Source organism: Bradyrhizobium sp. SHOUNA76 (assembly GCF_023006445.1).
Lineage (GTDB): Bacteria > Pseudomonadota > Alphaproteobacteria > Rhizobiales > Xanthobacteraceae > Bradyrhizobium.
Genome location: NZ_JALBHA010000013.1, coordinates 1 through 20,117, shown reverse-complemented (window position 1 = coordinate 20,117; position 20,117 = coordinate 1). Strand labels below are relative to the sequence as shown.

The 20,117-nt window shown below is 60.5% G+C and carries 15 protein-coding genes, 1 tRNA gene and 2 pseudogenes; 6 read left to right on the top strand and 12 right to left on the bottom strand.

Going from position 1 to position 20,117, the window contains the following annotated elements:
• Positions 1 to 860: 860 nt before the first annotated feature.
• The 6 genes from MOV74_RS03565 to MOV74_RS03545 form a co-directional block, all read right to left on the bottom strand.
• Positions 861 to 1,079, bottom strand: coding sequence for a hypothetical protein (locus MOV74_RS03565; RefSeq protein WP_246917979.1), 219 nt, complete (start codon positions 1,077 to 1,079; stop codon positions 861 to 863).
• A 34-nt stretch (positions 1,080 to 1,113) separates the two neighbouring features.
• Entirely contained in the window at positions 1,114 to 3,522 is a 2,409-nt protein-coding gene (locus MOV74_RS03560) for an EAL domain-containing protein (RefSeq protein ID WP_246917976.1), read from the bottom strand.
• Positions 3,523 to 4,203: 681 nt separating this feature from the next.
• Positions 4,204 to 4,329, bottom strand: coding sequence for a hypothetical protein (locus MOV74_RS40765; RefSeq protein ID WP_258719497.1), 126 nt, complete (start codon positions 4,327 to 4,329; stop codon positions 4,204 to 4,206).
• A gap of 511 nt (positions 4,330 to 4,840) precedes the next feature.
• Entirely contained in the window at positions 4,841 to 5,098 is a 258-nt protein-coding gene (locus MOV74_RS41230) for a recombinase family protein (protein WP_404979108.1), read from the bottom strand.
• Between the two features lie 814 nt (positions 5,099 to 5,912).
• Complete coding sequence (locus MOV74_RS03550; protein WP_246917975.1) at positions 5,913 to 6,092, bottom strand: hypothetical protein; 180 nt, start codon at positions 6,090 to 6,092, stop codon at positions 5,913 to 5,915.
• A gap of 210 nt (positions 6,093 to 6,302) precedes the next feature.
• Positions 6,303 to 6,482 (bottom strand): hypothetical protein, encoded by a 180-nt coding sequence (locus tag MOV74_RS03545; protein WP_166812838.1) that lies wholly within the window; start codon positions 6,480 to 6,482, stop codon positions 6,303 to 6,305.
• 1,724 nt (positions 6,483 to 8,206) lie between these two features.
• Between MOV74_RS03545 and MOV74_RS03540 the strand changes: the two genes are divergently transcribed.
• A complete protein-coding gene (locus MOV74_RS03540) occupies positions 8,207 to 9,007 on the top strand; it encodes a class I SAM-dependent methyltransferase (RefSeq protein WP_246917974.1) in 801 nt (266 codons plus the stop codon).
• Positions 9,008 to 9,297: 290 nt separating this feature from the next.
• Here MOV74_RS03540 and MOV74_RS03535 read toward each other — a convergent pair whose 3' ends face one another.
• Positions 9,298 to 9,690: a GNAT family N-acetyltransferase gene (locus tag MOV74_RS03535; RefSeq protein ID WP_246917973.1), complete on the bottom strand. Its 393-nt coding sequence runs from the start codon at positions 9,688 to 9,690 to the stop codon at positions 9,298 to 9,300.
• 485 nt (positions 9,691 to 10,175) lie between these two features.
• Positions 10,176 to 13,196: a BTAD domain-containing putative transcriptional regulator gene (locus tag MOV74_RS03530; RefSeq protein ID WP_246917970.1), complete on the bottom strand. Its 3,021-nt coding sequence runs from the start codon at positions 13,194 to 13,196 to the stop codon at positions 10,176 to 10,178.
• A gap of 144 nt (positions 13,197 to 13,340) precedes the next feature.
• Here MOV74_RS03530 and MOV74_RS03525 point away from each other — a divergent pair, with 144 nt between their 5' ends.
• The 3 genes from MOV74_RS03525 to MOV74_RS03515 all read left to right on the top strand — a co-directional run bounded on the left by MOV74_RS03525 (position 13,341) and on the right by MOV74_RS03515 (position 14,620).
• Positions 13,341 to 13,628 carry a hypothetical protein gene (locus MOV74_RS03525; RefSeq protein WP_246917969.1) on the top strand — a complete coding sequence of 96 codons (288 nt, stop codon included), beginning with the start codon at positions 13,341 to 13,343 and terminating at the stop codon, positions 13,626 to 13,628.
• A 236-nt stretch (positions 13,629 to 13,864) separates the two neighbouring features.
• Positions 13,865 to 14,281, top strand: coding sequence for a hypothetical protein (locus MOV74_RS03520; protein ID WP_246917962.1), 417 nt, complete (start codon positions 13,865 to 13,867; stop codon positions 14,279 to 14,281).
• 147 nt (positions 14,282 to 14,428) lie between these two features.
• Positions 14,429 to 14,620, top strand: a complete 192-nt coding sequence (locus MOV74_RS03515; protein WP_246917958.1) for a hypothetical protein — start codon at positions 14,429 to 14,431, stop codon at positions 14,618 to 14,620.
• Between the two features lie 306 nt (positions 14,621 to 14,926).
• On the opposite strand, the gene MOV74_RS03510 is transcribed toward MOV74_RS03515, so the two are convergent.
• Complete coding sequence (locus MOV74_RS03510; protein ID WP_246917955.1) at positions 14,927 to 15,163, bottom strand: hypothetical protein; 237 nt, start codon at positions 15,161 to 15,163, stop codon at positions 14,927 to 14,929.
• Between the two features lie 250 nt (positions 15,164 to 15,413).
• Positions 15,414 to 15,611 (bottom strand): annotated as a pseudogene (locus tag MOV74_RS41225) (Arm DNA-binding domain-containing protein); the annotation flags it as partial.
• A gap of 113 nt (positions 15,612 to 15,724) precedes the next feature.
• Here MOV74_RS41225 and MOV74_RS03505 point away from each other — a divergent pair.
• Positions 15,725 to 15,824 (top strand) — tRNA-Arg (locus MOV74_RS03505).
• A 184-nt stretch (positions 15,825 to 16,008) separates the two neighbouring features.
• On the opposite strand, the gene MOV74_RS03500 is transcribed toward MOV74_RS03505, so the two are convergent.
• Positions 16,009 to 18,495 (bottom strand): EAL domain-containing protein, encoded by a 2,487-nt coding sequence (locus MOV74_RS03500; RefSeq protein WP_246917953.1) that lies wholly within the window; start codon positions 18,493 to 18,495, stop codon positions 16,009 to 16,011.
• A gap of 376 nt (positions 18,496 to 18,871) precedes the next feature.
• Here MOV74_RS03500 and MOV74_RS03495 point away from each other — a divergent pair, with 376 nt between their 5' ends.
• A complete protein-coding gene (locus MOV74_RS03495) occupies positions 18,872 to 19,675 on the top strand; it encodes a substrate-binding domain-containing protein (RefSeq protein WP_246917951.1) in 804 nt (267 codons plus the stop codon).
• 47 nt (positions 19,676 to 19,722) lie between these two features.
• On the opposite strand, the pseudogene MOV74_RS03490 reads toward MOV74_RS03495, so the two are convergent.
• Positions 19,723 to 20,117, bottom strand: a pseudogene (locus MOV74_RS03490) (ferredoxin); the annotation flags it as partial.

Genomic DNA, 20,117 nt, shown 5'->3' with positions numbered 1-20,117 from the left:
CCGGCCGTTTCTGAAGACAATCTGCCACCAAGTTAAGCCTATGCTATAGGAACGATGGGGCACGTGGGAGAATCGTATTGGCAGCTTTCCGCACTTGGGAAATGCCATGCGATATGTTGCGTATGCTGTGGATTTATCCGGCGTTGCTCGCGCGGCTTACGAACTTGATTGTCCGACAGACAAAGACGCCGAAGACCGAGCTGCGAAGTTCTTAGAGGAGCGTCCTACTGTCGAGGTGTGGGACGGTCCCCGCAGGGTTGTCCGGCTAGTGCGCGATAGCTCGAACTGACCGGTCAAGAGTGCGAGCTACTGCGAAGGTTCGTGAGGCGCTCCGGCGACCGCCCATCAATGTGCCTCCGGCAGCTTGCAAAGCGCATCGGTGGCGCGCGCCGATTCATGCGGGCGGGCCGCTGCCGGTTTGAAAGGGCGGCGAAGAAGTAAGCGACCGTAGCACCTGTTCAGCTTGCTCCTTGGTCAAACTGGCCGCCCAGGCGGTCCCGATCAATGCTGGGCCCTTACGTTCTCGATCGTAGACCATCCAACCCTTGCCTCCGATTCGAACCAAAAATCGGCTCTGCAATGGAACTTCGTCACTCAATGAAGCATGCTCCCGAATTGCCAAGCAGGGAGCACCTTCATTTTTGTAGCTTCATTCACATATGTGAATCGCGTCGGGAAAACGTGGCAATGCAACCAAGTTTTCCTGGTCCGCCGTGTCGGTGGGGCTTGGCCGGTTTCCTACAAAAATGGCCGCAGCTCCGGGCGGCGATGGCGAGGAGCTGGGGCGCATTGGGGTCACCCTTGGGGAATGGCATCGGGAAAACTTAGCAATCCGCAAGCGTTCCTGGCCTTGCCTCAGGTTACCGATCGTTATCGGGTTTACCGTTGGGACTGCCGTCACCGCCACCGTTGCCTTTGCCATTGTTGCTGTAATGACGGACATCGCGCGCGCCAGACTGCGCAATCGCGTCGGACGTCAAGGACGTCGAGAGCAAGAGCGTAATGGTCGGCGGCGTCACCGCCGCGAACTTGCCGCAGGTCTTCAAGAACTCCCGACGGTCGTCGTCCCGGTCTGGCATGGAGGAGCCGGGCCGCGAGCTCGAATGACAGATTCTAGACGGCGACCGCATTCCTCACCAGCCGTGGCCGGTCCAGCATGTCCGCCACGTCGGAGGCGGGCCGCGGCCGGCTGAACAGATAGCCCTGCGCCTGATTGCAGCCCTCGCGCCTGAGCAGCTCGAGCTGCGCATCGTTCTCGACGCCCTCCGCCGTGGTGACGATCCCGAGGCTGCGGCCAAGGCCGGTCACCGCGTGGATGATCGCCATGGAATCCTCGCGCGTCGCAAGCTCCGACACGAAGGAGCGGTCGATCTTGATCTTGTCAAACGGGAAGCTGCGCAGATAGCTCAGCGATGAATAGCCGGTGCCGAAATCGTCGAGCGAGATCCGTACGCCCAGGGAGCGCAGCTCGTGCAGGGTGGTCAGCGTCGCCTCGCTGTTCTGAAGCAACACGGATTCGGTGATCTCGAGCTCGAGACGGCGCGCCGGGACTCCTGAAGCGGCCAGCGCCGCGACCACGGATGTGATCAGGTTCGGATTCCTGAACTGCACCGGCGACAAATTGACGGCGACGTGGACATCGTCGGGCCAGGTGGCCGCGTCGGTGCAGGCTGCGCGCAGCACGAACTCGCCGAGCTGGACGATCAGTCCGGTCTCCTCGGCCAGCGGAATGAAGCTGATCGGCGAGATCAGGCCGCGCTGCGGATGGTCCCAGCGCAGGAGCGCCTCGAAGGCGACGACGCAATCCCCAGCGACGTCGCGGATCGGCTGGTAGTAAACCTGAAACTCGTCGCGCTGCAGCGCCGCCCGCATATCCATTTCCAGCAGGCGCCGCGCCTGGGCGCGGGCGTCCATGCCGGTCTCGAAGAAGCGATAGGTGCCGCGGCCGTCCGCCTTGGCGCGGTACAGCGCGAGGTCGGCATTCTTCAGTAGCTCGTCCGGATTGCTGCCGTCCTGCGGCGACAGCGAGATGCCGATCGAGACGCCGATGACGATCTGATGGTCGTTGATCTCGTAAGGCGCCGAGATCTCCTCGACGAGACGACCGGCAAGCGACCGCGCAGCGGCTTCCTCCGATCGTCCGATCTGGACCACCGCGAATTCGTCGCCGCCAAGCCGCGCCACGGTGTCGCTCTCGCCGACGGCGGCCGTCAGCCTGCGGCCGACCTCCCTCAGCAGCGCGTCCCCGATGGGATGGCCGAGCGAGTCGTTGATGTCCTTGAAGTGATCGAGATCGAGACAGAGCACCGCGAGCTGATCGCCCGACCTGGTCCGGCGCAGTCCCTGCTCGAGCTGTTCGTGGAACAGCACGCGGTTCGGCAGGCTGGTCAGCGCGTCATGGCGGGCCATGTGCGAGATCTTGGCCTGGGCATGCAGCCATTCGGTGATGTCCTCGAAGGTCGCGACCCAGCCGCCGCCCTGCATGGGCTGGTTGACGACCCGGATGGAGCGGCCGAACCTGCTGACGAGGTCGGTCGTGGTACGGCCCTCGCGCGCGTCGGCGACGAGGCGGGCGAAGAACTCGCCCGCGTCGCCCTGCCACTGGCCCTTGGCCTGCTCCTCCCTGAGCACGTCGACCAGCAGGCGGCCGGTGAGCAGGAAGTTGGTCCGGCCGAGCATCGCGGCATAGCGCCCGTTGAACAGGATGATCTTGCCGTCGGCGTCGAACATGCACAGTCCCTGCGACATGTTCTCGAGCGCCGTGTCCAGCACGGCTTGCTGGCGCCCCAACTCGCCTTTGGCGCGGCGGTCGAGCAGCGCGGCGATCAAGGCGATCACGATGATTGCAGCCGCAGCACTTGCGGTCAAAACTGACAACGATATCGGCGGTATCGACAGTCCGCTGATCACCAACGTCGGATCCGGCGTCAATTGCACCGCCCCCATCGCCGTGAAATGATGCGAGACGATAGCCACCGTCAGCAGCACCGTGGCGCCGATCGCGCCGGACAAGCTCTCGCGCCGTCCAGCGACGTGGAGTGCGAGAGCACCGAAGACCAGACCAAGCAGGATCGACGCGGCAACGGTGCCGGATGCCCAGCTGACGCGCGCAGGGATTTCGAGCGCCACCATGCCGGTATAGTGCATCGCCGCCACGCCGCCCCCGACAATCGACCCGCCAAGAACGACGAGGCTGGGTCGACTGGCCGAGACCGCAACGCTCAAGCCGACAAAAGTGATGGCGATGGCGAAGATCAGCGACAGCAGCGTCACCGGGACGTTATAGGCACCGCCGGCGCCCGGTCCATACGCCAGCATCGCGATGAAATGCGTTGCCCAGATGCCGCAGCCGGCAACGACTGCGTCGAGCATTAGCCATACAAGGCGCCCCGATCCTTGCGTCGCCCGCGCTCGGTGAAACAGGCTGATCGCAGCCGCACTTGCGAGCAGGCAAACCGCGCCGCCAAGTGCGACCAGTCGCCAGTCGTGTTCATCCGTCAGACAGTAGAGCACCTGATACATGAGCTTTCCCCAACCTGCGATCACCAGAGCGGGGAAGTGGTGGATTTTAGGTAACGAAGGACGACTGACTTACCGGATAGTGAACAGACGCTTCCAGAAATCAACCATTCGTTGTCCGTCGAATGGCATTCGTCAAACTTCTTTCAACGGGGGATGGGCTCTGCCCGGACAATCAATCTTGACGCGCGAGCATCCAGCCGAGCCGGTTGCACAGGCGACGGCGCATCATTGTGTCGAGTTGGCTGCCGTGACCTACATCCAGAGGTAATGCATGGCTGGCGATCGGGCATCGGTGCGGTGATCGCCGTCGATGTTCGACGTGCAGGCGGCCAAACAGCCGTTGCCTGGACATGGGGCGTCCAGTGGCTCGAGGAGAAACCCTTGCGGTGCCTTCAATGGTCTGGTGAAAATATCCCTCGCACTGGCCGACCGTGAGGCGACAATGTCGCGCTGCTGCTCGGCTGACGGTCGATCCCATGCTGCGCCAGCGTCGAAGCTGGCGAGTTCGTGAAATGTGGGCAGCCGGTCAGAGAGGTGGACTCGCTCACGTCATCATTGGTAGCAATCGGCGCTGCGCGACGCACCGTTGGGCGCTGGCATCATGTATGCGGCTATAACGGCGGGCTCGAGCTGCACTTGGGTGCGGCTGTCGACGCCTGGCGAGGATCTACTACTGGCACCTTAGCGCGAGGGGCTCTCCGGCACCCTCGCTTCTCGCTTTTCCATCTGCTCCTCGACGTAGAGGAGGATCATTCGCCGGGTGTCCGGGTCGGTTATTTTCTGGAATGCCTTGAGCAGTCGCAGCATTTGCAGATCTTCGAGTCTGTTCGACATTGCAAAAGCCTCGATGGAAAGCACAGTCTAAAATCGGGAAATCTATGCAACACTTCGGTTGCTACGGGAACAGGGAACTCAACTGAAAGTTAGCCTGTGCCGACTCGCCCGCGAGGCGGCCCCGGTCTACCCCCCTTTGCCGCCTGCCAATCAGGGCCGTCCCTCCGCCACCGGTGATTTGGAGTAAGCGTATGCGTGATTCACCATCGATCGTGCCGTCAGATCGCTTGGACCGTGACATTTGCCTCGTGCTTGAGGACTTCGGAGCCGGCGCCGGGTGCGCTTTGGCGCGAGACGGATGAAGACGACACCGCCCATGCGACCGTCCTGCGGCATCTCCTATCGGGCCAATATACCTTCCGGTTAGGATCGTTTGCTTCAATCCGAGCCAAGGCTTCACGGGACGCAACATCTGAGTTTGCTGACGCTGTAGCCCAGCTAGCGGCAGATACCGACGCCGAGGTCTCGCCTGCTTTGCAAACCTTTATTGCCGCCAACGGCGGCCGATGGTGATATTTCTGTCCTGCGCGTAAGCGGCGATGGCGGCAGCCTGATTTTGAATCGAGTAGCGCTGCATATCGGTGGACATCCGAACATACTGCGCTGCGCGGAGGGCTGGGGCGCGCTTCGCTAAGCCTGTTCCCCTGAGCACAACGAGCGAGTTGCCCATGACGATTGCCTCAGTCTCTCGCGGGCGCAGGATGCGGATGATCCTTCTCCACGCCGAGAGAATATGACGCATTTCCTAGCTGTTTCCTATGCTGCTGGGAAGCCTGGCGAGCATGGGACGCGGCGGTGCAGGTCCGTCCAGCGCTAGCGAGCCCATGCGGGGACGTTCGCGCCTTAGCTCTGACAGCCGATCTCGACTATCTCTTCCCTGAGGAGATCAAGTACATCGGCAACTGGCTAGCGCGCGAGCAAGAGGGTGGCGCCGCTATTGTGGGGCTACCCGACAGACACAGCGGGGGCGTTCGCCGTGGTAAGGTGCACCGGTCGTCGAGTGCTTTGGTTCCTCGCCAATCGATCAAACTCGCAACCCAAAAGGATTCATCGCTAAATGGCCCTAACGCGAGCGTCTCTGATTTGGTTCAACCTAGGGCTAGCAATATTGTTCACTTCAAATGCGATCTACTTCATTTGGTTGATGGGCATACCAAGTCTTGCCTTTGCGGATGTCTATTTCATTCGGCAAATGCGCAGAACATCACACCCGGGTTGGCTCAGCTTAAGGGCTATACCGATTGGCGTCTTGAAGGGAGGCGCCCCTCCCTTCATGAGACCCGTCGGCTTTCAGTGAACGCGGCAAGAAATATCGACGCTGCGCCATTTTGGTCGAAGTCTTGTTTCTTCCTTGGTTCTTCGGCGGACTGTTGGTGTGGGCGCCAAGATGAAGCCCGAATGCTAGGCCGTGTACCGATACACCCGGCTGTGACTGGCGACGTCCGCTTTGCTTCAATAGCAACCAAGTTCGTGCGGCAGCGCAATATGTCGCGATGGGCCAATAGGCGACCTGGACCACATCGACGACATGAATGCGGCCGCCAAGTGAGGCGGCCTTACTCTCCTCGCTTGCTTTCCCGTTCATGGTCATCGAGCATTTCTAACTGGCTCGCGGGCCCGCTTAAGCTGTGGGCGATGTTGGTGAGCAGGGCGACTTTCTTTGGGGAAATACCGATGACGCCAGCTTCAATCTTGAGGGCTTTGGCGGCCTTCCGACGCTCAATGGCGCTCATCATTACAGGCTCCCCGGTCGGTTGTGCACAATCGCCGCCCACGGTTGCGCGGACAAGGTCCGGGAAAAAACGCCACCCGGTTAATCTGTGTCGCGGGCAGCGGCTTCCCAGCCCCGGGTGGGTTTGCAAAACCCCGGTGCCCAACAACAGATTGCATATCCGCATCGTGTGATCTGAGCAAAATTGCTCATGCTCTTGCCAATTGAGGCGGCCCTACTGTCGGGTATGGCGCTTCAAAACCGCAACGCGCCGTTCACGCTGCCACACTTCTAAGTCGTGCCCGTCGAGCATCTGGGCGGCCTTGGCCTTGGCCTCCTCGTCGTCAGCGCATTCGAACTCGTGAACCCCGCTGATATGCCCGTCCTCGCTCATGATGTAAGCGCGGTAGTCCATCGTAGTCGTTCCTTCATTGGAACGATTATACCCGGTGCCAAGCGGCTGAAAAGTCAAATTAGGCCACACCCGTTTTCAACTTAGGCCACGGCGGTCGGAAACAGGCCAGTACCCCCTGAGGGGGTACTGTCCTAGTTAGGACACCCGCAGAGGGGAATTAGGACACTATAGTTTGGGGGCGTATGCCTTAGGCCGCGTGCAAACTTTCGCGCCATTTGCATCAGTCACGGTTTGGTCGAGCTGGCACCTTTCCAAGTGCTGCTGCGATACTTCGGCGCGGCTGTTGGCGAGCGCAGCGCCGGTTTCGACGGTGGCCGGTCAGGTCCGGTCTACCCGCGCAACTTCGGACATGACTGGGCCAGGAGGCGACATGATTTCGCTGATAATTCAAAGAGGCCGCCAACTTAGGCGGCCTACCATGGCTCCGAAATAATGTTATTGCACCCGTAGCAGCGGAATATCCGATTGGCCCGATGCCCCCCAAAGCTGCGCAAGTCGGTCAAATGCTTCATTTCCACGCCGCATCGTTCGCAGGGCGCGTAGGTGCTGCCTTCGGTAGGATTGTTCGGTCGTGCATCCGGGAAATCGATAGCAACCGGCCTGAGTTGTCGCTGAGCAATTTTGAACATCCCAAAAAAGAATGGGCTATCCCGGAAAAAGAATGGGGCTATCCCGGAAACAGACCAGTGCGGCAGCATTGACCTTTGCACGAAGGAACACATTCATTGGGCTTGGGCTTGAAATGGAAAGTGGGCCGCTAGCTTTATCTTTTTTGAGCGGCCTCCTTCTTCATGATCGCGATATATCGGTCGGTCTGGTTAGCTATCATCTTCCAGCTTCGCGCAAGGCTTGTCAGCATCGTTGCTTCGGCTCCGCTCTGTGCCAAGAGCAAGAGTCGATGACATTCTTCGGCCTGCGTCCGGCACCGACTTGCTTCGTGCATTTCCCGCCCGAAATCAAAATAAGCCAACGGAGACCTGCCAGATACACCAAGGCCAGAAACTGGTGGCGATTGCACCAATTCACGGCGCCGGGACGAATACCTCGTAGAGGGGACCAGCTGATCTGAAAGGGGCATCGCGTACACCGTCCATCAAAAGCGGGAGCACAACACTCTCTGTCACCGTATTTTTGCCTTGTGGTCAGGCGGTGACAGCAGCAGACGTATCACTTTCTACAGCGATTGTGTGTTCAATTTTATACACGTTTGAGTTTTGGGACAATGGGGGCAACTACAGGGAGCACAAGAGGCTCCGGCGCGATTCTCGGCTCCTTGCTCTGATGTCCGTTCGGGGTCACCCTCAGACCTAACGCCTCCGCAAAAAGTCTTCCGGTGTACATCCAATTCCGGATATATCGCTGCACCGCGCCAACTGACGCGATGGGCCACAACCGGGGTGCCGAGGCAATTCAAAGGCAGGCAGGTGCTGCACAAACCTTGCGCGATTGAAATGCTAAACCGGACAATCGACGCGATCTGGCCGAACCTGATAAGCCTGAAGACCAGAACGGCGAAGCGTTGCAGCGACATTAAGCTAGAGATGGCTTGCCGCCCAAGTCGCCGCGGGGACGAGGCTCGGTGTGGTTTTCAGGCCGAGCCCCGATTTTTTTCGCTGCTCGGCCGCAAAGACATGCACGCTTCTTTACCATCCGAACCGTTTCGAATCGAGGCTTGGCAACCAACCTATCCAGGCCTAGCATTTGTTGACCGCTAGGAGACTTTGATGACCTCAGAATTTGTCGTGCATAACGCCTCAGGTTACGATCAGCTCATGGGCCGCTGGAGCCGAAGGCTCGCACCCCTATTCATCGATTTCGCGGGGATCGCCGACGGCGAAAGGATTCTCGACGTCGGCTGCGGTACGGGCAGTCTGACCTTCGCTCTTGCTAGAGCTGCCAATCTCGGTGAAATTGCCGCGATCGACTATTCGCCAGTGTTCGTCGAGGAGGCGCTCCGACGCAACAACGATCCCCGAATAAGAATCCAGCAGGCCGATGCCTGCGCCTTGCCCTTCGAGGGCAACACGTTCGACCGCGCCTTGGCGCTCCTGGTGCTCCACTTTGTTCCCGAAGCGGGCAAGGCAGTTGGTGAGATGAGTCGCGTCGTCTCGTCGGGCGGCGTGGTCGCAGCAACCGTGTGGGACCATCTCGGCGGGATGCCCGGCATGCGCATGATGATCGACACAGTGGCGGCACTCAGCGAAGGCGGGCGCCAGCTGCGCAGCCGCTATTGCTTCCAACCGATGATGCAGCCGGGTGAAATGAAACGGACCTTTGTCGATCAGGGTCTCGTGGACATTACGGAAACGCAGTTGATGATCCGCATGGACTATCAGAGCTTTGAAGACTATTGGGCGCCAATTGCAGCGGGCGAAGGGCCGCTAGGCAAGTATGTGGCAACCCTCGACGCTGCGGAGCGAGCACGCACCGACGCAGCGGTGCGTGATGCCTACGAAGCCGGCCGGCCCGACGGCGCGAGATCCTTTGCGAACGTCGCGTGGGCCTGCCGGGGCATTGTTCCCTAAATCCGACGGCCAGCGTGGCTTTCTCCGAAGTTTCTGAGGTTGAAACAATTCTTCCAACCGCGAGCCAACAGTTTTCGGATTTGTAACCGACCCCGGCTTTCCAGTTTCCCTTCGGGAGCCGACATTTGGACGAGTGTTGGAGTTCGTCGGTATGAGCCAATTCCGGACCTCGGTGACCAGGGCCAACTTCCGCAATCAGCCCCGGCGCAGACAATCGAAACGTCACGAAAGTAACGGTTGCCATGAAGCGCAATCGCGGCAGTCGCGCTCAACAGCGCTTTTTGCCAGGATTATTCCAATAGATCCTTTGCCATCAGGACATTGTCGTAGTAGCGACCGTCTTGCTTTAGTGCGTTCTTCTCCACGCCGAACTCCAGAAAGCCCAGCCTCGCGTACAGGTTTCGTGCTTGCTCATTGTCCCGCACAACCGAGAGTTGGATGAGCTCAACCTGTTGACGTGCGAGATCACATATCGCTTCAACTAGCCGGCGACCGACCGAGGCCTTCCTTGCGCCAGGTCGAACGTACATTCCCCAAAGTATGCCTTTGTGCGCACTTTTCTGGCCCTGCTGGACAGCGAAGCCGGCAACGGCGACCAGCTCTGCGTTACGGAACGCGCCGAGCATTGTAGAAGCGCCCAGCCGATCCGAGAACCAACTCAGAGGTTGTGCATTTTCGACCACGAAAGTACTCCGAACGCTTCCGGGTTAGCCTGGAGGGCCTTCAGCCGAATGCCCCGATATAGGACTGCGTCGGTTTGGACGAGGCGGCGTATCTCGATGCGGTCGGCGCTCATCATTCGTCCTTGGCAGCCGAGTAAGGAAAGGCTCAACAAAGCCATTCCTTACATGTCGAACAAAATCAAACCATTTGTTCTGCGACATCATGTTTTGGCGAGATCGGCTTGTGGCCGGGGGCGACGTCAGCTTCGGGTCAAAAGCGCCGATTTCAGCCGTTGGCAGTCAGGTCCGGTCTACCCTCAACTTCGGAAATGGCCGGGCAAGGCTCAGGCGGTCGCGATGGGCCAGAAGCTGACCTCGCTAGAAGGCGACCTTGCTTCGCTTCGGCTTATTCAGACGTGCCCTCGTCACTTCCTTCTACATCATTAAATCGACTCCCTGCGAGCAATCGTCAGTCACGCCTGCCGCACCCTTCGGGATCAATTCCATCACGAGGCCGCAGTGGACGCACCCATCACATTTAATGCGTGCCGGACCTGATTGGTCGCATAATCAACCACTTCGCGATGGGTCATTCCCGCACCGTGCCTTTTCGCCTGCTCAAAGGAGGGATCGCCCAGCACACGGCGGATGCGGGCGACGGTGTCAGGTAGCTCCTGGAAAAAGCTGCTGGACGGGATCATTTGCGAGAGGGCACCGCTAAGCGTGGCCGCAGCCGCCGGATGGCCAAGTCGCTCAAACAGCAGAATCAGGGTAGCAGTGGTGAGGGTCGCAAGCCCAATTTCGTTTGATTGCCCCCAGATTTCGAGCATTTGGGGGAGCGATCGTAACGTCTTGCCCGGATCCCCGTTCCGCACTTGCAGCTCCGCGACGGCCGGTATGATGACGATCTCCCAGTAACGGTTGCCTGATGTCCTCGCATGAGCCAGCGCCTTCTCGAGCGTATCCAAGGCACGTACTGGGTTGGCTTTGCTGAAGGCTCTTCCTTGGGAAAACAGCGCAGCAACGAGCGAACTTGGCGTTCTTGTGGCCGCAACCTTTTCCAAAATGTCGTCGGCGATCGCCATTGCCTCTTCATGCGCGCCGGCCATTGCCAGGTAAAAAGGAAGCGTGGCGAGGCATTGCCGCTCGCGCTGGTCAGCTGGGTGCTCAGCGCCGGCACGCGCGAATCTGACAGCGCTTTCGGCATTGCCCTGTCGGGACGCAATCATGGCTAGAACCGCGAAGGCCCATACCGGCGGATCAAAGTTGGCGTTGCCGATCAGCGCTATCGCTTCCTCAGCGTAGCGCGTCGCCTCTTGAACATGTCCAAGGTTCCACGTCCGGATTGCTGCATAGGTTAGCACGGCTCCGAGCCGGCGATGATCGGCATGACGAACTGCATCGACGATCTCTGTCGGCCAATTGAGAGGCTCGCTGCGCACCCGGAGTACTGCCATGCCCGGAATCCTCGACGCAATGCGGGCCGCGACGTCAATATTATCTTGACTACTCGCCCACCGAAACGCCCCCCGCAGGTTGTCGATCTCCTGATCGAGCCAGGCGTAGGCCATGAGTTGTTGCGGGCTTCGCCAAACTCTGTGGTGCGTCTCTGCTGCCTGCGCGAAAAATTGCGCATGACGATCGCGAACGGCCTCCCTTTCCCCCAGCACCGCGAGCCGCTCCTCGGCAAACTGTCTAATCGTTTCGAGCTGGCTGTATCGGACAGCATTCCCGACTCGTCTGGTACCAAGTAGCGATTTCCGCACCAGCGAGTCCAGGATAAGCAGAACGTCCGGGATAGCGATGTCGCCGCCGCTGCAAACGCACTCGGCAGCCTCCAGCCCGAAACCTCCGGAGAACACCGACGCGCGCGAAAGTAGGGCCTGCTCAGACGACGATAACAGGTCATACGACCATTCCACGGCGTGGCGCAGCGTCTGATGCCGCTTCAGGACGCGTCGCGACCCGTTGGTGAGCAGGTGGAAGCGTTCATGCAGGCGATCGCGTATCTGAGCGGGACTCATTGCGCGCGTTCGGGCAGCTGCGAGTTCGATGGCCAAGGGGATGCCATCGAGGCGGCGGCATATTTCGCAGACCGTTTCAGCGTCACCGCTGAGCTCGAAGCGTGGTTCCGCGCATCGCGCGCGCTCCACGAACAACTCCACGGCTGGTGCTTCAACTCCGCCGCCGCACTCGAGTGGCGCCAGCGGGTAGGTTCGCTCGCCCTCTATCATCAGCGTCTCTCTACTGGTCGCCAGCAGGCTGACGTGTGGGCATGCCGACAGAATCTGCCGTGCAAGAGCGGCTATCGCATCGATCAAGTGCTCGCAATTATCGAGAATGAGAAGCAAGCTTCGTCTCGACAGCGAACGGGCGACGCTTTGCTCAATGGTCTTGCCGGCCTGCTGCGTAATGCCGAAGACATCGGCGATAGCATGACCGATCGCATTGGGATCATCGAATGCGGCAAGCTCCACCAGCCACGTGCCGTCTGCATAATCTCGGTGCATCTGTGCCGCAAGCCGGAGTGCAAGTCGTGTCTTTCCGATCCCGCCGGGGCCCGTCAGCGTCACCAGCCGCGCGCTGGACAGGATGCCGCCGGCCTTGGCGATATCCCTGTCACGCCCGAGAAAGCTCGTTGTCTCGGCAGGTAGGTTACCAGGCGCAGCAATCGCGTGCATCGACGAGGAAATGCTTTTGTCCAAAACGTCCGCGGGTAGCGATCCATCGCTGCTCACGCTGGCAGGTCCCTGTGGCACTGCGCTGCGCACCACGGAGGTGTTGAGCTGTGGACGATTCCACTCTCGCAGGAGGTCGCGGTGAAGTATTTTGGTTTGTGCATCGGGCTCGATGCCCAATTCTCTAGAGAGAAGTTCGACACAAGTGCGATACTGGCGGAGCGCTGCGCCCCGTCTGCCCTGCTGGGCATATAGCTTCATAAGGGTGCAATGAACCCGTTCTTGCAGAGGATCTGCGGCAAGCAGGCGTGTTGCGATGTGAATGCCATGTTCGAGCGCACCCGCGGAGAGGTGATGATCGAGCAGTTTCGCCATACCATCTAAGGCAAGTTGACGGAACCGCTGACGCTCCGTCGCTGCCCAGCTTTCAAATTCCGGTGCCGCTACCTGAAAGCCCTCAAGGAATTCACCGCGGTAGACTTCGATAGCCCGCTCCAGATTCTCGACACCCGATTTCCTGATGAGATCCTCGAATGTCCTTGCATCGATCGTGAGAGTGGCTGGCGCGAGACCGATCGTATCCTCGTGAGCAATCAACCCGCCCGGACAGGCGTATGACAATGCCTTGCGCAAAAGGCTCAGCGCCTGGCGAAGGCTGTCGCGGGCCTGCGCCTCGATGTGGTCGCCCCACAACAGCGCCGCAAGCTTGGGCCGGGCCTGTGCCTCCCCCTCGTGCAGCGCCAGATAGGCCAGCAGGGCTGTCGTCTTTTTGGTGACCAACGGAATGGACTCTCCGGTGTCCATCTGGAGCCGGAAACCGCCGAGAAGTGCGAGGTTTGCCTTCGCCATATCCGCCGGCCCTAGGCTCAGGATGCAAAAAGCACCCGGTCCGACGATTTTGCGAATTTATCACGCTCGGGCCGACAGGTCCATTGCGACCGGCAAGTAATCTGCGTGCGAGGTCAGGGCCCACTAACACCATTGGAGATCACCATGTGGAACCGCTTGTCGATCGCAGCCGCCGCAGCCTTCATGATGGGCACAATCGGAGCCAACGCTGGAGAACTGCCGACGTATGAAGTTATGGGTTTTCCGATCACGCCGCATCAGTTCGCGGCAGTGGGTCCCGCCAATGCGCGACAAGACACGTCCACGGCCGGCCTGTCAGGCCCGGTTCTGGCGCCGCGCCAAGGAGCACGCGACGAGCAGAGCACCAGCGGTGGCCGAGCGATCACAGCGCTGGTACTCTCCCCGGTCATGGCGATCGAGCCTTCGCGGTAAGTCGCGGGCGTCGCGCGGTGTCTGGCTCCCAACAGAACCGCGCGGCAGTCTCGCTTCACGTTACTCTGAGGTCCAAAAAGGTCGAACTCCGACGTCATCTCCAATCTGGCCGCATTGGATTATGAGCGCTTGTTCACAGCTCGGCCGGCTCCCGTTCTTCCCCAGTAAGCCTACAACTAGGATGCTGCCGGGGACACTTCGCACCCACGCAAACGGGCTGGGAAACGGAGGTTTCCATGACCAGTTCCAATAGACGCCCGGCGCATCTTTCTTGGTTGATCGTAGCCCGCACGGTGGGATTGTGTACGGTCACATTTTTCGGCATCAACACAGCCTATTCACATGACCTGATGCGACCAGAACTGAACGCTTGGTTCAAAAGTCTCAAGAACAAGGCAGGTGAGCCGTGCTGTGATAGTGGGGACGGCCAATATGCGGAGGCCGAGTGGGATATGGCAAAGAATGGCTATAGAGTCCTTCTGAAACATCCGCATCGGCTAGACGAACCCGGGCAGTGGTTTGACGTGCCAAACTCTGTCGTGCTCAACCGGCAGAACCTCAGCGGCAGGTCGATGGTTTGGTGGTGGCCGTCCTACGCCGATGGAAGAATGACTCCTTTGTGGCGCTGCTTCATTCCCGGACCGGAGGGATGATCCGCCCCTGGCAAACAATAGCACCGTAAGTCCGCCATGGGGCAGATTCGGAAGTCGAACTACGCAATCGCGACTCCCGCTTTTCCCACAACAGCAGACTAACGGCCCTACCGGCGCATTTCGACAAGTCCGCACGAAACTGTTCCCGTGAATGTCGGCACCGCGAGCAAGCAGACGCCGCGCATAGGCGGTGAGCGCAAGATCGCGATGCCGGCACAACTCGGCGTTTGCATTGTCCAATATTTTCATTTTGTGCCACGCTTCACAGCCAGTCGCCAAAAACTTTCCGCCTTCACCCGGCCGAACGCCGGTGTTTTCCGTCTCGGTATGCCAAACTGAACCCGCATGCGTGACGAACGAACCGGGCGGATACGTCCGCGATGCATCCCAAATGCCCAAGTAACGCAGGGTCGGGCGCGTCTCGAGTTCCTTGAGCCGCTCTTGCCAATCGGCCGCACCGACGCGCCTTCCTTGCTGTCCGCGAGACGGAAGCAGCCGTCGTCTGCGTCTGTCTCGGTCCATTTCAGCGCCTCTACCTCGCCAAGGCGACAACCGGTGAGCGCAAACAGCCAGATGCCGTGCAGCCCCTGAACAACATCGGCATCGTCACGCGCGGCCTTTAGCGCCTTGCCGACCATCCTGTATTCATGCGGTGTAAGACGGCGGTTGCAGCGACCCGTCAGCTTGCCGCTTGGCGCCCCTCGCCGGGTTATCCGGTCGAATGCCTTCGTGAACCGCAAACGTTAGAATGCCGCCGAGAAGCCCGGCAGTGCGCGCAGCAGTGCCAGCGCCGCCCTCGACCACCGACTTGCCGCGCTTCTTGTCCGACTTTGCGATGCGCGCCGTCTTGCCGACCGTCACGTCCTTGATAAACCGATTCACGTCCGCGAGGGTGAGGTCGCGAACCAGCTTGTTGCCGAGAAGGGGCTTGATATGCTGTGCGATCCGTCCGCGATCGCTGGCGAGTCGAAGGTTTTTTCGGCAGATTGCGCTTGCCCATAATCAGACCAGCTTCCGCCGCAGCGAGATAGTTGTCGCACAATTCTCCAACGGTGATCGATTTCCGACGAGTGGCCCGATCTTCTGCGGGGTCCTCGCCGCGAGCAACGTCACCAAGGATGGCCTTCGCTTCCTTGCGCGCCTCTTCGACCGTGAGCGCACCATGAGCGCCGATCTTCACCCGGCGCGACGGGCCGGCCTTTCGATACTGTGTGACGTAGGACTTGCGGCCTGAAATCCAAGTGCGCACACCGAAGCCGTCGTCCCAGGCGAAATAATCGGTATCCTTCGCCCCAAGCGAGTCAACGAACCGTTTGGTAAGTTTTGGCATTGGGCAAAACCTCCTACCGGAAGCACACCGGAAGCACCAGAACGGCATTCCGGGAAATTTCCCGGAAGAGCGTTGCCTTTCCAAAAGTGAAATTTTAGCCCGTTTTTTGCGCAGCAAATCAATGGTTAGAAACTCACAAGAAGCATCGGAAAACCTGAGCGACCTGCCCTCCGAAGGCAAAGGTCACACGTTCGAATCGTGTCGGGTGCGCCATTTTCCCACCATTCAGCACAGAACCGCGAACTGTTCCGGTATGGATCGGTGCCTATTTGATCCCCGAAAGGCATCTAAGGTTGATGTCATCGACGATGCCGTCTGCGAAGTACTCTTGTTGAGGGTCGTCGTTGATATCGCTGGCGGGCGCCGGTAGGACGCGGCCGGCATCATCGCCGACGCCTCAGCGGATCATAGTCTTCCGCTCCGCTGCGTCTCTCCTGGGCACCACTTCGACCCCCGAAGCCAAACGGAGCGGCTGGAGCAGGACGGCGAACTCTTCGAGCGAGACTGGCGGAGAAAAAAGATAACCTTGCGCCATGGTCGCGCCATTTTCGGCCGCGAACCGAAGGTCTTCGGCCGTTTCAACGCCTTCGACGACCGTTTCGAACCCCAATTCGTCCGCAAGTCCGAGCGCCAGGCGAAGGATCGTCTGCTTTTCGCGGTCTTCCGCGACACCCGCCACGAGCGTGCGATCGAGCTTCACGGCGTCGAAGGGCAGCCTCGCCATCGTCGAAAGATTCGAATAGCCGGCTCCGAAATCGTCCATTGCGAAGCGTATGCCCATTTGCCTGAGCAGGCTTATTCTCTCGCGCACGACGTCAGGATTGCGCATCGCGACCGACTCCGTGATCTCGATCTCGAGCTTTGGCGGCGGGAAGTCGGCCTCACGAACGGCCGTGATCATATCCCTGATGAACAGCGGGTCTTCGATTTCCGTCGCCGCGACATTTACGGCGAGCACGAGGTTCGAGCCGGCTCGGATCAAGCCCCCGATTTCGGCGAGCGCGCGCCTCAGCACGAAGCGGTCGATCTCCATGATGAGGCCGATCTCTTCCGCGATCTTGATGAAGCGCGCAGGAGGAATGTCGCCCTCCTTCGGGTGATGCCAGCGCGCCAGCGCCTCCACCCCTAGGATGCGGCCATCCCTGCACGACACCTTGGGCTGGTAATGGACGACGAGCTCTTCATCGCGGATCGCCAGGGCGAGGTCGGTTTCGAGCGCATGGCGCGCACGCGCGATCTCTGCGAGATCCGGAGTGAAGAACGCGTAGGTATTGCGTCCCGAGCTCTTCGCGACGTACATCGCAAGGTCGGCGCGGATCAGGAGATCGTCATAGGTTGTGCCGTGGGTGGGGCAGATCGCAATGCCGATGCTGACGCCGATGGTTGCATGGTTGCTCTGGAGCTTGAAGGAAACCTGCAGCGTCTCGATCATCTCGCGGGCACTGAAGCTCGCGGCCTCGACCGTCTTCACACCAGCGATGATGGCGACGAACTCGTCGCCCCCGACCCGGGCGAGCAGACATTTGCCGGCAGCGCCCTTGGACGTCAGCAAATTGTTCAAGCGCTCGGCCACCATCCTGAGCAGCTCGTCGCCAGCCTTATGCCCGAAAGTGTCGTTGATGGATTTGAAGCCATCCAGGTCGAGGAAGAACAGCGCTGCGCCCTCTTCCGCATCGATGAGCGCCGGCGCATCGATGCGCATCTTCTCCCGATTGGGAATGCGGCTCACCGTGTCGTAGAAGGCGAGCTGACGAATTCTTCGAGTGCTGGCCCGCAAATGCGTCAGCATTTGCTCGAATGCGAGGGCGAGGCCGCGGACCTCGCCGCTGCCCGTTGCGCGGAATTGAACGTCAAGATTGCCACCCGCGATTTCCTGGGCGGTCCTGGCGAGCGCTGAAAGTCCTTTCGTGAGGTGCCTCACGGCGGCCAATAGCGCGACGACCAAGGCGCCGAGCGCCAGCGCCGCGGATGCCAGGAACTGCCACATCAGCGAACGCGTATGGGATGCGCCGATCTGGAACATCTGATCGCGTGTCGTCGTCACCAGCGATGCGCTCGCGAACGTGCACACCTTGAGCGTCGCCTCGTAATCGACACAGCGGGCGACGTAGTTGCCGTCATCCGAGCGCTGCAGCCCCGCAAGCGTCCTGGCGCCGCTGAATCTCACCCCTTCAGGCCCCGCGGAAGACACGATCTCGTTGTCACCCGTGATGATGACCACGCCGGCATTGGCTAGCGAAGTGAAGTTCTCGAGGGTCCGTTCCGTGCGGCCGAGCGGTCGGATGGCGGCAAGCGCGCCGACGAGGTCGCCGAAGTCGTCGAACACGGGCTCGATCGCGGTGTGCGCTATGGTCTGGCGCTGCGGCAGGCCGAGCGCGGACAATTCACGCAATTTGAGCTCATAGGTGCCTTCCTCACCCTGCGGGTGCGAGCGGCTATTGTCCTTGAGGATCGGGTTGAGATTGACAGAGAGAGCGGTACCCTCAAACGCCTGGTTCAGCGCGAGTAGGTCGAGGGACGTGTTGGCGCCGATCACGCGACCGGTTCCGTCGAAGGCGATCAGCCTTTCGAAGCCGGAGGTCGAAGCAACGATGCTGAGCAGCTCGCGGATGGTCACATCGTTGTTCGAGGCGACCGCCTTGGCGACATCGGCGCGCTGAGCGATCTGACGCAGGCGAGATGCGGTTTCTGCGCCCAGGGCCTCGATTCGCGCTCGCGCCAACTGCGCCTCGCCGTCGAGGCGATGAGCGAGCTGGTCTTCTGAGAGCTCACCCAGGGCCGCTGCCTGGTGCCTCAGTTGCTGCTGCAGGCGTAGCGCCGTCGAGCCACCGATGAGGCCGAGCCCGAGGACGCCGGTCGCGAGCACGACGGCAACAAGGCCCATGCCGATAGACGAGGGGAAACCCGGAATCCCGGACGGAACGGCCCAACGACGCCAGCGGGGCGGCGCCCTCGATGCCTCTGCCATATCCGGGTCAGTCGCCACCACCGCCAGCACCCTGAGCTTACGGGGCCCGGTCAATGTCGCTCATTGAGGCCCCTTCCAAGCGCCAACCTTAGGCGAGTGAAATACCCAAAATCGTCAATTTGATCGTCTATTTGTGGCCGGTTGATTAGCAAATGGTTTTTCAAAACCATCAGATTTTGTGCTTTCCACTTTCCGTCCGCCACGAATGATTCCAAAAGGCACGGCGTTGCGACAACAGATGGTTTAGGTTTCTTTGCCAGATTGCGCACCTCTTGGTTCGAAGGGGTCCGCCATGGCATTTTCGAGGATAACAGCGGCAATTCTTGGCCTCTGCCTTGCGGGGGTAAGTGCCGCTGGCGCCGAAACACGCCGGCTCGACATCGTCGGGACCGGAGATGGCATCGACGTCCTGCGCGTCATCGCCGCGAGCTTCATGCAGCAGGAAGGATCGGCACGGATCGAGGTCCCGCCGAGCATCGGTTCTGGCGGAGGCATCGCGGCCGTGGGGTCCGGCAAGGCGATCTTGGGGCGCGTCGCACGCGGCCTGACCGACGCCGAAGCGGCTTCCGGCATCGTCTACAAGGCGATCGCCCGCCTGCCATCGGCTTTCATCGTCCATCCCGCCTGTGGGGTGAGTGCCGTCACAAGCGATCAGCTCGTTGCGATCTATTCGGGCCGCCTCGCGAATTGGAAGGACCTGGGCGGTGCCGATATGCGCATCCGCGTCGTGCGGCGCGAGGACCAGGACAGCACTCTCACCGTACTACGGGCCAGCATGCCCGGCTGGCATGATCTCGAGATCACCGAGAAATCGAAGATGGCGACGACCACACAGGAAGCGATCGAGACGGTTCGCGATGTTCAAGGCGCGATTGGCTTCGGCCCCTTCTCGCGGCCGTTGGAACAGGGGCTCACAGTGCTTCGTGTCGACGGCCACTACCCGACCGACGCGGACTATCCCTCGAGCGTGGTGCTGGCGCTGATCTATTTGAGGACGTTGCAGGATCCGGACGCCTTAGCTTTTCTACGCTTTGCCGATACGCAGAAGGCGGCAGACGTCATCACCGGCCTCGGGAGTCTGCCCGTCAAGCCGTGAGCCGCCGGGGCTCGCTGGCCGCCGGCGCTGCCGAGCTCGGCATCGGCTCACAGAGCGGGGGGATGAGGCTGCTCCCGGCTTCGCCATAGACGGGCGACCTTGTCCATCAACGATGAGGTTTGCGAGCTCGGTAGGAAAGGATCGGCGTAGCATTGCGCATTGGCCAAGCGCGCCTTGTTCTTCACGATCTCGACGAGACCAGCGGGGCCTGCGACGTAGACCGTATCCTCCAGCCCGAGCAAGGGCAGGTAGTGCGATGGGCGCCCGGGCCTGATCGGCAGGGTAGATCCGACCTCCGTCGTCGCGATGACGTCGCGGACACCGTCGTCGATCAGCCACTGCAACGAGGGAAGCATATAGAGGTTATCGGCATCCCGGCTGCCGGCGACGACCGCCATCTCGCGGTTGCGCTGGGTCGACCGCGCCGAGCGGGCCAGCGCCC

Coding starts and splice junctions, on each gene's coding strand:
- MOV74_RS03565 (WP_246917979.1), bottom strand. CDS start 1,079: ATGCCAGACCGGGACGACGACCGTCGGGAGTTCTTGAAGACCTGCGGC.
- MOV74_RS03560 (WP_246917976.1), bottom strand. CDS start 3,522: ATGTATCAGGTGCTCTACTGTCTGACGGATGAACACGACTGGCGACTG.
- MOV74_RS40765 (WP_258719497.1), bottom strand. CDS start 4,329: ATGCTGCGACTGCTCAAGGCATTCCAGAAAATAACCGACCCGGACACC.
- MOV74_RS41230 (WP_404979108.1), bottom strand. CDS start 5,098: ATGCGTCATATTCTCTCGGCGTGGAGAAGGATCATCCGCATCCTGCGC.
- MOV74_RS03550 (WP_246917975.1), bottom strand. CDS start 6,092: ATGATGAGCGCCATTGAGCGTCGGAAGGCCGCCAAAGCCCTCAAGATT.
- MOV74_RS03545 (WP_166812838.1), bottom strand. CDS start 6,482: ATGGACTACCGCGCTTACATCATGAGCGAGGACGGGCATATCAGCGGG.
- MOV74_RS03540 (WP_246917974.1), top strand. CDS start 8,207: ATGACCTCAGAATTTGTCGTGCATAACGCCTCAGGTTACGATCAGCTC.
- MOV74_RS03530 (WP_246917970.1), bottom strand. CDS start 13,196: ATGGCGAAGGCAAACCTCGCACTTCTCGGCGGTTTCCGGCTCCAGATG.
- MOV74_RS03525 (WP_246917969.1), top strand. CDS start 13,341: ATGTGGAACCGCTTGTCGATCGCAGCCGCCGCAGCCTTCATGATGGGC.
- MOV74_RS03520 (WP_246917962.1), top strand. CDS start 13,865: ATGACCAGTTCCAATAGACGCCCGGCGCATCTTTCTTGGTTGATCGTA.
- MOV74_RS03500 (WP_246917953.1), bottom strand. CDS start 18,495: ATGGGCCTTGTTGCCGTCGTGCTCGCGACCGGCGTCCTCGGGCTCGGC.
- MOV74_RS03495 (WP_246917951.1), top strand. CDS start 18,872: ATGGCATTTTCGAGGATAACAGCGGCAATTCTTGGCCTCTGCCTTGCG.